This window comes from Variovorax sp. CAN15, from assembly GCF_030462475.1.
Lineage (GTDB): Bacteria > Pseudomonadota > Gammaproteobacteria > Burkholderiales > Burkholderiaceae_C > Variovorax.
Genome location: NZ_JASMRZ010000055.1, coordinates 1 through 12,827 on the forward strand (window position 1 = coordinate 1; position 12,827 = coordinate 12,827).

A 12,827-nucleotide genomic window follows, 5' to 3' on the forward strand; every position below is an offset into this window, starting at 1 on the left:
GCTCGCCCACAGCTCGCCCACACGAAGCGCCCGCCGATGTTGAAGAGCGACAGCAGCGCGGTGAAGCCGCCCGCCACCACGGCGATGGCCGCGAGCTGCGTCTTGTCGAGTTCGCCGTACCTGGCCGGCAGGTCGATCAGCGCGCCGCCGAACACTTCCTGCAGCATGGGCGAGGCCATGCCGATCACGCCGATGCCCGCGCTCACGTTCATGCACAGCACCAGCCACACGAGCCAGAACTGCGGAATGCCCCAGACCTTCTTCACGTGCACGTGGCGCTGCGTGATCATGGTGTTGCTGGTCTGTGCCGGGGGCGGCGTCCAGCCTTCGGGCTTCCAGCCCGAGGGCGGCACGCGGTAGCCCAGCGCGCCGGCCATCATGAAGACGAAGTAGCCCAGCGCCATGACCACGAAGGTCTGCATCACGCCCACGTCGGTGGCGGTGGAGAAGCGCTTCATCAGGTCGACCGCCAGCGGCGAGCCGATCATCGCGCCGCCGCCGAAGCCCATGATGGCCATGCCGGTGGCCATGCCGCGGCGGTCGGGGAACCACTTGATCAGCGTGCTCACCGGCGAGATGTAGCCCAGCCCGAGGCCGATGCCGCCGATCACGCCCGAGCCGAGGATCATCAGCCAGAACTGGTGCAGGTGAATGCCCAGTGCCGACAGCAGCATGCCGCCGCACCAGCACAGCGCCGACACCACGCCGGCCTTGCGCGGGCCCGCGCGTTCGAGCCAGCCGCCCCACAGGGCCGCCGAGCAGCCGAGGAAGACGAAGAACAGGGTGTACATCCAGCCGAGGGTGGCCACGCGCCAGTCGCAGCCGGTGGCGAAGAGCTCGGCGAAGAAGCTCATGTCCTTGGCGCAGGCCTGGGCGCCGGTGCCCGCGGTGCCCAGCGCCTTCGACAGCGGCAGCCAGAACACCGAGAAGCCGTAGGCCATGCCGATGCAAAGGTGGATGGCCAATGCGGCCGGTGGGACGAGCCAGCGGTTGAAGCCGGGGCCCGCGATGATGCGTTCTTTTTCCAGGAAGCCGGGTTGCGTCTGCACCCCTCCCCCAACGACGCGTTCTCCATCGAGAACGCCTGCAGATGAACCTGCCATATTTCTCCTTGTTCGCCGGATGTGTAAGTTTTTGCTAATCCGGGGCGCGGAGTGTCTGCGAACGGTTTAAGCGCCGTCAAATTCGATCAGGGCATGACCTGATTCAATAACTAAATGAGTAGGCCTTTGGTGGCAATCGTCCGATGCTCGCCCGGCGATGAACCGGCGCTCACTCGCCGAGCGAGCCGTCATGCTGCTGCAGATGCGCCTGCCACTCGGGCGCCTGCATGAACGCCAGCGCGGCCTCGAGGGCGCGCGAGGCGCGCACGCCGTCCTGCGTCATGAAGCCGATGGGCGTGCGCACGTCCGGGGCCACCAGCGGCAGCGCCTCCAGCTCGCGGTGGGTACGCACCGCATCCACCATGCCTCCGGGCAGCACGCTGCTGACGGTGCCCGCGCTCACCGCGAGCGCCAGAGCCAGCACCGAGTTGGTCTCGATGGCCGGACTCACCGGCGCGCCCGCCTCGCGCAGCGCCTGGTCGACGATGGCGCGGTTGTGCATGTCGGAGGTGAGCAGGCACAGCGGCAGCCTGCCCGCCTCGGCCCACGAGATCGGCTGGCCGATGCGCAGCTCGTCGGATGAGGGCTTCTTCGCGCGGCGCAGCAGGAAGTAGTGCTCCACGCTCTGCGGCCAGGCGCTGAGCTTGATGCCCGGCAGGTGCATGCGCTCGGTGTAGCCCAGCGCGAGGTCGATGGAGAGGCTTTCCAGTCCCGTCTCCAGGTCCTGCGAACTCATCGAGAGCACCGCCGGCACGATGCCCGGGTGCCGCTCCTGCAGCATCGCCGCGAAGCGCGAGAGCATCGGTATCGCGGTGGGCACGGCCGCCATGCGCAGGCGCCCGTGCGGGTTGTCCACGTCGCTGCGCAGTTCCTGCAGCAGCACCTCGTTGTCGCGCAGCATGCGCTGCGCAGTGGCCAGCACGCGCTCGCCCTCGTACGTGAGGCCCACGTAAACGCGTGCCCGCTTGACGATGACGACGCCGAACTCGGTTTCCAGCGCCCGCAGCGCGTTCGACAAGGCCGGTTGCGTGATGTGGCAGGCCTGGGCGGCGCGGCCGAAGTGCTTGTGCTCGTTCAGCGCCACCAGGTAGCGCATCGAGGCGAGCAGGTTCATCTGAAAAGGCCGTTCTTCAGGTGTTCTTGCTGATCGAGATCGTCGGGAACTTCGCCGAGAAGTCCTTCGCCTTCTCCGCGATGCCCACGGCCACGCGGCGGGCCACCGCCTTGTAGATGCCGGCCGCCTCGCCCTCGGGGTCGGACACCACGGTGGGCGCGCCGCTGTCGGCCTGCAGCCGGATCCTGATGTCCAGCGGCAGCGCGCCCAGGTACTCCATCTGGTATTCGGCCGCCATCTTCTTGCCGCCGTCGGCGCCGAAGATGTGCTCGGCATGGCCGCAGTTCGAGCACACGTGCACTGCCATGTTCTCGACGATGCCCAGGATCGGCACGCCGACCTTCTCGAACATCTTGATGCCCTTCTTTGCGTCGAGCAGCGCGATGTCCTGCGGCGTGGTGACGATCACCGCACCCGTCATCGGCACGCGCTGGCTCAGCGTGAGCTGGATGTCGCCGGTGCCGGGGGGCATGTCGACGACGAGGTAGTCGAGGTCTTTCCAGTTGGTCTGGCGCAGCAGCTGCTCCAGCGCCTGGGTGGCCATGGGGCCGCGCCAGATCATGGCCTGGTCCTGGTCGACCAGGAAGCCGATCGACATCACCTGCACGCCGTGGCGCTCCATGGGCTCCATGGTCTTGCCGTCGGCGCTGTCGGGGCGGCCCTCGATGCCCATCATCATGGGCTGGCTCGGGCCGTAGATGTCGGCGTCGAGCAGGCCGACCGTGGCGCCTTCGGACGCCAGCGCCAGCGCCAGGTTGGCCGCCGTGGTGCTCTTGCCCACGCCACCCTTGCCCGAGGCCACCGCGATGATGTTCCTGACGTTGGGCATCAGCTGCACGCCGCGCTGCACCGCGTGGCTGATGACCCTGGTGATGATGTTGACCGACACGTTCTCCACGCCCGGCAGCGCCTTGGCGGCCGCCACAAGCTCCTTGCGGATGGCCGCATGCTGGCTCTTGGCCGGGTAGCCGAGTTCGAGGTCGAACGAGACGTCGCCCTCCGAGACCTGGAGGTTCTTGAACGAACGGGTCGCCGCGAAAGGCTTGCCGGTGTTAGGGTCCTGGACGGCCTTGAGTGCCTCCATGAGCCCTTCTGGGGTGAGTGCCATTGATCAAACTCCTGAATGGCCGGTAGTCTAAGGTGCTCTCCAGGCCCGCACTCCAAGCGCCTCCAATAGCCCGACAACGAACAAAAATGCCCGAGACAAGCCCCGTCACAGGTCTCCTGCTCACCGGGGGCGGCGCCCGGGCCGCCTACCAGGTCGGTGTGCTGGAAGCCATTGCCGAGATCCGCCGCGCGGCCGGCACGGCAATCACCGGCGCGGCCAACCCCTTCCAGGTCATCACAGGTACGTCAGCCGGCGCCATCAACGCGGCGGCGCTGGCCTGCGGCTGCGACGACTTCGACTACGTGGTGGGCCACATCGCCGAGGTCTGGGGCCAGTTCCGCGCCGAGCAGGTGTACCGCGCCGATTCGCTCTCGGTGATCGGCAGCGGCACGCGCTGGCGCATGCTGCTCGGCTTCGGGCGCTTCGCGGCCAACTGGATGCGCATCAAGCCGAAGTCGCTGCTGGACAACACGCCGCTGTCGGAGCTGCTGCAGCGCATGGTGCTTCTCGAGCGCCTGCCGCAGCTCATGAAGGAAGGCCACCTGCAGGCGCTGGCCGTGACCGCGTCGAGCTACAGCTCGGGCGAGCACGTCACCTTCTTCGAGGCCGCCGTGCCGATGGAGCCGTGGGTGCGCTCGCAGCGCCTGTCGGTGCGCGACAGCATCACGCATGCGCACCTGCTGGCTTCGTCGGCCATTCCCTTCGTGTTCCCGGCCACGGCCCTGCCGATGCAGGGGCACACCGAATACTTCGGAGACGGCTCGATGCGCCAGTCGGCGCCCATCGCGGCGGCCATACACCTCGGCGCGCAGCGCATCGTGGTGATCGGCGCGGGCCGCATGCACGAGCCGCGCGACGCTACCGCGCCCAACACCCACAGCGGCTATCCGACCATGGCGCAGATCGCGGGCCATGCGCTGTCGAGCATCTTCCTGGACGCGCTGGCGGTGGACATCGAGCGCCTGCGCCGCATCAACCACACGCTGGGGCTGATTCCCGAGGAGGCGCGCGCGGCGAGCAACCTGCGCCCGCTCGACCTGCTGGTGATCTCGCCCTCGGAGCGCCTGGACGTGATCGCGGCACGCCACGTCGACGCCCTGCCCGGCGCGGTGCGGCACCTGCTGGGCGGCTCGAAAGTGGCGGCCGACGTGAAGGGCGGCGCGCTCGCGAGCTACCTGCTGTTCGAATCGGGCTACACGCGCGAGCTGATGGCGCTGGGGCGCGCCGACACGCTGAATCAGCGCGAAGAGGTGCTGCGATTCTTCGGATGGAAAGAGGCGTAAAGCCGGCTCCTTCGCACACCGGTCACGATGGACCCGGTGAAGTTCAGTCTGGACGTGCCGCTGTCCGGCAGCCAAGCGCTGCCGCAACGGATGGCACCGGCATCATCGAACGCAGCAGCAGCGCCACCACGCAGACGATGGGCGCCAGCGCGAGCAGGCGCCCCGGCTCGAAGGCCAGCCCGGCAGCCACGCCGATGGCGCAGCCGATCCTGATCCATGGAGCGACGGTCTCCCAGCCGCGCCGATGCGTGAAGGCGAAGCCGACAAGCGCGAACCAGCCATAGAGGCCGCCGAACACGGAGAAGACCCAGCTCAGGAGGTAGTAGACGGTGTCCAGGTCACGGAACACGATCGCCGTGCCCAGGCTCTGCCAGGTGTGGCGCCAGCCGTCGAAAAGGAAGAAGCCGGTGGCCGATGCAGTCCACCAGAAGAAGGCATAGAGGCTCGCAATGCCGGCCAGCGCGGCGAGCCATGCGAGCGCGCTGCGCGTGATGTCGTCGAAGGGCATGTGGTCGCGCCACGCGACGGTGTGTCCGTTGTCCATGCAGGGCTCCAGGGGTGTTCGCAAGGGAGGCCGAAGTTAGACACCGGATGTGCGGGCTGCGTGAAGCCCGTGTGAAATGGCGCGATCAGAGGGTGCTCAAAGGGCACTCGGGGGGCCGGTCACCCCGCCTCGGAAATCCCCAGCTCCGAGCACACCCGCCCCAGCAGCGCCTTCAGCGAAGCCACCTCGACTTCGAGCCGCGCCACGTTGGCCTTGAGCGCCGCGACCTCGCCCAGAGACACGTCGTGCGACACCTGCCCCGCATCGGACGACACACCGGCAGGCCGCATGGTTTCCTCGGCCGGAGGGCCGCTCAGCAGATGCGCCCAGCGGCTCTCGCGCGCACCGGGCAGGCGCGGCAGCTTCACCACCAGCGCGCCGGCCGGGCGCTCGGCGAGCTCGTCGAGGAAGCCCTCGACCGACGAGATATCCGCGAAGTTGTGCATGCGGTCGCAGGCGATGCGCAGTTCGCCCGCGGTCTGCGGGCCGCGCAGCATCAGCACGGTCAGCAGGATCACCGACTGCGACGGGATGCGCAGCACGCGGTCGACGTTGTGCTCGTAGCGGAAGGCCCGCCCGCCGCTGGTCTCGGCCACGAGGCTGTAGCCCCGCAGGCTGTCGATGGCGGCCTGCACCTGCGACTCGGTAAGTTCGAGCACCGGGTTGCGGCTTGTCTTCTGGTTGCAGCCCGACACCAGCGAGTTGAGCGTGAGCGGGTAGCTGTCGGGCACGGTGCGCTGCTTCTCGGCGAGCACGCCGAGCACGCGGGTTTCGACCAGGGAAAGGACTGGAAGGGTTGTCGATGACATGTGAACTCGAAAAGGGAAACGCGGCCGCAGCGGGACTCAAGCGCCGTGGATGCGGCTGACCAGCGCCTTCGTGAACGCCGCCGTACCCGCCGTGCCGCCCAGGTCGCCGGTGCGCACCTTGTCGATGTTCAGCGTCTCGTCGATGGCGCTGCGCAGGCGCGTGGCCAGTTCGGGCAGCTTCACGTGGTCGAGCATCAGCGCGGCGGCCAGCAGCAAGGCAATGGGGTTGGCGATGCCCTTGCCGGCGATGTCGGGCGCGGAGCCGTGCACCGCCTCGAAGATCGCCGCGTCGGTGCCGATGTTGGCGCCGGGCGCCATGCCCAGGCCGCCGACCAGCCCGGCCACGAGGTCGGAGAGGATGTCGCCGAACAGGTTGGTCGTGACCAGCATGTCGAACTGCCAGGGGTTGAGCACCAGCTTCATCGCGCAGGCGTCGATGATGACCGTGTCGAGCTCGAACTTGCCCTTGTACTTCTTCTCGTAGAGGTCCAGGCCGGTCTCCAGGAAGATGCCCGTGAGCGCCTTCATGATGTTGGCCTTGTGCACCAGCGTGACCTTCTTGCGGCCGGTGGCCACGGCCGTGTCGAAGGCGTATTCGAGCAGGCGGCGGCTGCCCTGGCGGGTGTTGATGCCGGTGGCCATGGCCACGGCGTGCGGGTCGCCGTCGATGGGCACGTAGTGCTCGTGGCCGATGTACAGGCCCTCGAGGTTCTCGCGCACGACCATCAGGTCGATCTTGTCGAAGCGCCCGCCCGGAATGATGGTGCGCGCGGGGCGCAGGTTGGCGTACAGCTGGAATTCCTCGCGCAGCCGCACGTTCGACGAGCGGTAGCCGCCGCCCGAAGGGGTCTCCAGCGGGCCCTTCAGGGCGAGTCGGGTCTTGCGGATGCTGTCGAGCGTGGCTTGCGGCAGCGGGTCGCCCGAAGCCTTGACGCCGCCCAGGCCGGCGATCTGCGTGTCCCAGGCGAAAGGCGCCTTCAGCGCGTCGAGCGCGGCCAGCGTGGCGTCGACGATTTCGGGGCCGATGCCGTCGCCGGGGATCAGGGTTGCGGGAATGGGAGTGGTCATGGTGGGGCGCTCAGGTCGATTGGCGAAAAAACTTGAGGAGACCGGCCGCCCGACGTCGTGCGCATCGCTTGCCACCGGATGCGACACACCAGCGGGCGATCTCCGGCGGGAATCATCCCACGCCAGGGCGCCGCGGCGAAACCAAAGCCTTATTCCCAGCCGGCATCCCGCCGACGGCTCAACGCTCTTCCAGGCCGTCGAGTTCGTAGCTGAAGAGCGGCTCGCCCTTGGAGGTCTTCACTTGCATCTTGATGACGCCGTATTGCGGCGCGTACCAGGAGTCGACCGAGTTGTCCTCGCCGCGCGAGCTCAGGTGGCAGACGTTCTCGAAAGTGCGCGAGTTGTAGTTCGGCTTCAGTTCCAGGTTCTCGAAGCCGACGAAGACGTGCTCGGACTGGTACTTGTTTCCGAAGTCGAAGGCCTCGCTGCCGTCCCTGGTCGTCCTGGTGCCCTTGCCCGCCAGCCTGAAGGTGCCGCCCGGCTTGGCATCGGCCGGAACCTCGGGGAAAGGCGCCGCGAAGACCTCCTTGATGACGACCTTGCTGGCGTCGCCTCCCAGGCCCGCGATGCCGTATTGCTCGGAACCGAGCCGCTGGCGACCGGTCTCGTCGAAGTACTTCACGCTCTTGACGCCCTGGTCGACGCTCACCACGCCGATCGCGGCCTTGCCCGCGAACTGGCCCTTGACGATCCGGACCTTCGACCGGTCGCTCAGCGTGTAGGCCAGGCCCGGCTCGAGCTTGAAACAGTCCGCGAAAGATGGTGCTGCTGCCGTGGCGCTGCCGCTCGCTGCGGCTGCGAATGCCGCGCCCAGAATCGCCCTGAAAACGAATGACTTGTTGCTGTGCATTGGAATCCTCCCTGGTTTTTGGAGGGCGGATGATGCCATGCACTTCCGGCGGGTTTGTCAACACATCGTGAGCAGCCGGCAGCATCAGTGGGATGCGGCGTGAGGGTCGATAGCGCCACCCGATCCGCCCCAGGGCCGCGCGACCTAAAATGCCCGGTTCCCCCGTCAGCCACTCCCGACACTCCCGAAAGCGCCCTCCCCGATGTCCGCCCCGCGCAAGCTTTTCGTCACCACCGCCCTGCCGTATGCCAACGGCAAGTTCCACATCGGCCACATGATGGAGTACATCCAGGCCGACATCTGGGTGCGGAACCAGCGAATGAACGGCGCCGACGTCAACTTCGTGTGCGCCGACGACGCCCACGGCGCGGCCATCACCATCGCGGCCGACAAGGCCGGCGTGACGCCGCAGGCCTTCGTGGCCGAGATCGCGGCCGGCCGCAAGCCGTACCTCGACGGCTACTACATCTCCTTCGACAACTGGCACTCGACCGACGCGCCAGAAAACCACCAGCTCGCGCAGGACATCTACCGCGACCTGCGCGCCAACGGTCTCATCAGCACCAAGAGCGTCGAGCAGTTCTACGACCCCGAAAAGGGCATGTTCCTGGCCGACCGCTTCATCAAGGGCGAGTGCCCCAACTGCCACTCGAAGGACCAGTACGGCGACAACTGCGAGGTGTGCGGCGCGGTGTACGCACCCACCGAGCTGATCAACCCCTACTCGGCCCTCTCGGGCGCCAAGCCCGAGCTGCGCAGCTCCGAGCATTTCTTCTTCAAGCTCTCGGACCCGCGCTGCGAGGCCTACCTGAAGGAATGGACGGCAGCCGCCGGCCACGTGCAGCCCGAGGTGCAGAACAAGATCCGCGAGTGGCTCTACAAGGACGACGAGGGCAAGGGCGGCCTCGGCGACTGGGACATCAGCCGCGACGCACCCTACTTCGGCATCGAGATCCCCGATGCGCCGGGCAAGTATTTCTACGTGTGGCTCGACGCGCCCGTGGGCTACCTGGCCTCGCTGAAGAACCTGCTGGACAAGCGCTGCATCGAATTGGGTGGCGACGGCATCTCGTACACCGAGTACATGGCCGACCCCGAGCTGGAGCAGGTGCACTTCATCGGCAAGGACATCATCACCTTCCACACGCTGTTCTGGCCCGCGATGCTGCACTTCAGCGGCCGCAAGGCGCCCGACGCCGTGTACGTGCACGGCCACCTCACGGTGAGCGGCGAGAAGATGAGCAAGAGCCGCGGCACCGGCATCGACCCGCTCAAGTACCTGTCGATCGGGCTCGACCCCGAGTGGCTGCGCTACTACATCGCCGCCAAGCTCAACGGCCGCAACGAGGACATCGACTTCAACCCCGAGGACTTCGTCGCGCGCGTCAACAGCGACCTCGTGGGCAAGTACATCAACATCGCCAGCCGCGCGGCGGGCTTCATCGGCAAGCGCTTCGGCGGCAAGCTGGGCGAGGTCTCGGCCGACGGCGACGCGCTGCTGTTCACGCTGCGCGACGCGGCGGCGCAGCTGCATTCGCTCTACGACGGCCGCGACTACGCCCGCGCGCTGCGCGAGGTGATGGCGCTGGCCGACAAGGTCAACGAGTACGTCGACCAGAACAAGCCCTGGGAGCTGGCCAAGAAGGAAGGCGCCGAGGCACGCCTGCACGACGTGTGCACCGTGTGCATCGAAGCCTTCCGCCTGCTCACGCTGTACCTGAAGCCGGTGCTGCCGGCGCTGGCGCTGAACGTCGAGGCCTTCCTGAAGATCCGGCCGCTGGCCTGGGCCGACGCGGCGCAGCCGCTGCCCGTGGGCCACGCCATCGGCGAGTACAAGCACCTGATGCAGCGCGCCGACGCCAAGCTGGTCGACAAGCTCTTCGACGCGCCCGAACCCGCCGCTGCTGCAGCCCCCGCCGCGGCACAGGAGACGACGGAGCTGCCGGGCGGCGAGGCCATCGCGCCCACCATCACCATCGACGACTTCGCGAAGATCGACCTGCGCATCGCGAAGATCGTGGCCTGCGAGAAGGTCGAGGGCTCCAGCAAGCTTCTTCGCCTGACGCTCGACGCGGGCGAAGGCAAGACCCGCAACGTGTTCAGCGGCATCGCCTCGGCCTACCAGCCCGAGCAGCTGGTGGGCAAGCTCACCGTGCTGGTCGCCAACCTCGCGCCGCGCAAGATGAAGTTCGGCGTGAGCGAGGGCATGGTGCTGGCCGCCAGCCATGGCGACGAGAAGGCCCACCCCGGCATCCACGTGCTCGAACCCTGGCCGGGCGCGACGCCGGGCATGCGGGTTCGCTGACCGGCTTCATCGAAGAAAAGGAACCGCCATGACCGCACTGCTGCGCCGCCTCCTTCTGCTTGCATCGCTTTCGGCAATGCTGGGCGGCTGCGCCGTGGTGACGGTGGCCAGCACCGCGGTGAGCGTGGGCGCCGGCGCGGTCGGACTGGCGGCCGACGCGGCCATCGGCACCGCGCGCATCACGGGCAAGGCCGTGGGCGCTGCGGCGGATGCGGTGATTCCCGACAGCCAGTAAACGGGCGTCGAAGGCTCAGTCCGCCAGCCCCAGCCGGGCCACGTGCGGCGGCGTGTGCAGCGCCTTCTCTTTCCGCACGAACGCCGACCTGAGCCCCGCATGCGGCTCGCGCGCGTCGAAGAAGTTGCGGCGCATGTGGGTCAGTTCCTCGTCGCGATAGCGCTGCAGCGGCTTCACCGATTCGTCGTGCTCGCGCATCGCCTTCTTCCGCGCGATGCGATCGGCCAGCTCCGGCGATGCGGCGAGTTCCGCTGCCAGCCGGGCCACTTCGGCCCCCAGTTCCTCGGGCGCGGCCTGCAACACGCGTTCCGCCATGCCGAGTTCGACCGCGCGCTTCGCGCTCACCGGCAGGGCCGACTGCGTGAGCCGCAGCGCCTCGCTCTCGCCCACGCGGCGCGGAAGGATGTAGGTCCAGTATTCCGAGCCGTGCAGCCCCATCAGCTTGTAGTGCGGGTTGAGCACGGCGCCGTCGCGGCACCACACCTCGTCGGCCGCCAGCGCGAGCATCACGCCGCCGGCCGCCGCGTTGCCGCCCAGCGCCGACACGGTGAGCCGGTCGGTGGTGGTCAGCACGGCCTCGACGAGGTCGTTCATCGCGTGGATGTTGGCCCACGACTCTTCGGCCGGATCTTCGGCCGCCTCGATCACGTTGAGATGAATCCCGTTGGAGAAGAAATCGCGCACGCCGCCCAGCACCAGCACCGAGGTCGGGCGGGTGCAGGCGAAGCGGTAGGCCTCCAGCAGCCGGCGGCACTGCGTGGTGCTCATCGCGCCGCCCGGAAAGCTGAAGTTCAGCACGCCGACATCGCCCTGCTCGCTGTAGCGGATGTCCGAGAAGGTGCAGCGCCCGGCCGGCAGTTGCAGTGGCGCCGGCACCTCGGGCACTTCGAAGGGCAGCAGATCGTCCAGCGCCTCGACGGCCGGCAGCTTGTAACTGGGCAGGCGCGAGCCGGGCTCGCGCCAGGGGCGCAGTTGCGCGATCCACACCGCGCCGTCGACGGTGGCGCGGCAGATGGCGCCGGCGCGGGTGGCGATCAGCTCACCGGGCCTGCCGCCGCGCAGCTCGTCCTCGGGGTGGCCGCCGTGCAGGTACCAGCGCGCGCCCAGCAGCTCGTCGAGCACGCCGGGCTGCGAATCGGCCGCCCGCAGCTTGCGCAGCACTGCTTCGGTCGGGTCACAAGTCCAGTCGATGCGCCGCTCCTCCTGCTTCATGAAGGGCCGCCAGCCGGCGGCGAGCGCCTCGGGCTCCTGCTTCTGCGGCTTGTGCCTGCCGGAGGCGAAACGCTCGACGGCGAGCAGCACCGCGTCGAGCGCCGCGTCGGCCACCTCGCCGCGGTACAGGTCGCTCTTGCCGGCCAGCGGCGGCAGCTTCAGCGGCGACCAGGCCCAGACGTCGCCCGCGTCCATTTCGGCCACGGCCTCGAGCACGGTGACGCCCCAGCTCTCGGCGGCACCCTGCAGCGTCCAGTCGAGCGACGAGGGCCCCCGGTCGCCCGGCGGACCGGGATGCACGATCAGGCAGGTGTGGGCGCTCCAGATGTCCTCGGGGATCGCGGTGGTCAGCATCGGCGCCACGACGAGCTGCGGCGCATGCACCCGCACCGCCTCGCGCAGTGCATCGTCATCGCCGAGGGCCAGCGCCACGCCGACGGTGTGGCCACGGTCCTGGAGTTCGGCGAGAACCCGTTGCGTCAGGCTGTTGAACGCGCTCGCGACAAGCAGGATGTGCATCGGACGGCCTCGGTAATGTCGGTGACGAAATGTCAACGAATGTCAAAAATGTATCTGCAAGTCTCGCTCCGGATAAGTTGACTGAAAGTTCGCATGGCGGCCTTGCCGCTGTTCTCATTCGACGTAGGAAAGCGGCAGCGCGGTGGTGAACTTGATTTCCTCCATCGCGAAGCTGGAGCTCACGTCCGACAGGTCGGTGTCGGCGGTCAGGCGCTTGTAGACCTTGTCGTAGGCCGCGATGTCGGGCACTACCACGCGCAGCAGGTAGTCGATGTCGCCGCTCATCCGGTAGAACTCGACGACCTCGGGAATCACGTCGACCACGGCCTTGAAGTGCTCGAACCAGGCCTGCGAGTGCGTGCGGGTGCGCACGGCAACGAACACGGTGACGCCCACGTTCACCTTCTGCGGATCGACCAGCGTCACGCTGCGGGTGATGACGCCGGCCTCCTTCAGGCGCTGGATGCGCCGCCAGCAGGGCGTTTGCGACAGGCCGACCTTCGCGGCCAGCTCGGCGACCTGCCACTCGGCGTTCTGCTGCAGCAGTTCGAGGATCTTGCGATCCATGGAATCTATTTTTATCTTTTTCATATTTTTGAGAACAGTGTTCTCAAATACTGAAGAAATGGAGCCTGGAACGCAAGCCTTTTCCTTGCGCGGCTTTGCAGAATCCTGTC

12 protein-coding genes are annotated in these 12,827 nt (G+C 67.7%); 3 read left to right on the forward strand and 9 right to left on the reverse strand.

Features of this window, described 5'->3' with window-relative positions:
* The 3 genes from QMO14_RS24370 to apbC form a co-directional block, all read right to left on the reverse strand.
* Positions 1 to 1,103: OFA family MFS transporter (locus QMO14_RS24370; protein ID WP_301510300.1), on the reverse strand; the 1,103-nt coding region annotated here is incomplete at its 3' end.
* Positions 1,104 to 1,272: 169 nt separating this feature from the next.
* Complete coding sequence (locus tag QMO14_RS24375; protein ID WP_301510301.1) at positions 1,273 to 2,217, reverse strand: LysR family transcriptional regulator; 945 nt, start codon at positions 2,215 to 2,217, stop codon at positions 1,273 to 1,275.
* 16 nt (positions 2,218 to 2,233) lie between these two features.
* Positions 2,234 to 3,325, reverse strand: a complete 1,092-nt coding sequence (gene apbC / locus QMO14_RS24380; protein WP_301510304.1) for an iron-sulfur cluster carrier protein ApbC — start codon at positions 3,323 to 3,325, stop codon at positions 2,234 to 2,236.
* Between the two features lie 86 nt (positions 3,326 to 3,411).
* Here apbC and QMO14_RS24385 point away from each other — a divergent pair, with 86 nt between their 5' ends.
* Positions 3,412 to 4,608, forward strand: a complete 1,197-nt coding sequence (locus tag QMO14_RS24385; protein WP_301510305.1) for a patatin-like phospholipase family protein — start codon at positions 3,412 to 3,414, stop codon at positions 4,606 to 4,608.
* A gap of 43 nt (positions 4,609 to 4,651) precedes the next feature.
* On the opposite strand, the gene QMO14_RS24390 is transcribed toward QMO14_RS24385, so the two are convergent.
* The 4 genes from QMO14_RS24390 to QMO14_RS24405 form a co-directional block, all read right to left on the reverse strand.
* On the reverse strand, positions 4,652 to 5,152 hold the full coding sequence (locus QMO14_RS24390) for a hypothetical protein (protein WP_301510306.1): 501 nt from the start codon (positions 5,150 to 5,152) through the stop codon (positions 4,652 to 4,654).
* A gap of 119 nt (positions 5,153 to 5,271) precedes the next feature.
* Positions 5,272 to 5,961, reverse strand: a complete 690-nt coding sequence (locus QMO14_RS24395; protein ID WP_301510307.1) for a YceH family protein — start codon at positions 5,959 to 5,961, stop codon at positions 5,272 to 5,274.
* Positions 5,962 to 5,997: 36 nt separating this feature from the next.
* On the reverse strand, positions 5,998 to 7,029 hold the full coding sequence (locus QMO14_RS24400; RefSeq protein WP_301510308.1) for an isocitrate/isopropylmalate dehydrogenase family protein: 1,032 nt from the start codon (positions 7,027 to 7,029) through the stop codon (positions 5,998 to 6,000).
* A 178-nt stretch (positions 7,030 to 7,207) separates the two neighbouring features.
* Positions 7,208 to 7,879 (reverse strand): hypothetical protein, encoded by a 672-nt coding sequence (locus QMO14_RS24405; RefSeq protein WP_301510309.1) that lies wholly within the window; start codon positions 7,877 to 7,879, stop codon positions 7,208 to 7,210.
* A 202-nt stretch (positions 7,880 to 8,081) separates the two neighbouring features.
* On the opposite strand from QMO14_RS24405, the gene metG reads away from it, so the two are divergent.
* Positions 8,082 to 10,184 (forward strand): methionine--tRNA ligase, encoded by a 2,103-nt coding sequence (metG, locus tag QMO14_RS24410; RefSeq protein ID WP_301510310.1) that lies wholly within the window; start codon positions 8,082 to 8,084, stop codon positions 10,182 to 10,184.
* A gap of 28 nt (positions 10,185 to 10,212) precedes the next feature.
* Complete coding sequence (locus QMO14_RS24415) at positions 10,213 to 10,419, forward strand: hypothetical protein (RefSeq protein WP_301510311.1); 207 nt, start codon at positions 10,213 to 10,215, stop codon at positions 10,417 to 10,419.
* Positions 10,420 to 10,434: 15 nt separating this feature from the next.
* Here the strand turns inward: QMO14_RS24415 and QMO14_RS24420 are convergent, their stop codons facing one another.
* Positions 10,435 to 12,150: an enoyl-CoA hydratase-related protein gene (locus tag QMO14_RS24420; RefSeq protein ID WP_301510312.1), complete on the reverse strand. Its 1,716-nt coding sequence runs from the start codon at positions 12,148 to 12,150 to the stop codon at positions 10,435 to 10,437.
* Positions 12,151 to 12,264: 114 nt separating this feature from the next.
* Complete coding sequence (locus tag QMO14_RS24425; protein WP_301510346.1) at positions 12,265 to 12,726, reverse strand: Lrp/AsnC family transcriptional regulator; 462 nt, start codon at positions 12,724 to 12,726, stop codon at positions 12,265 to 12,267.
* Positions 12,727 to 12,827: the final 101 nt, after the last annotated feature.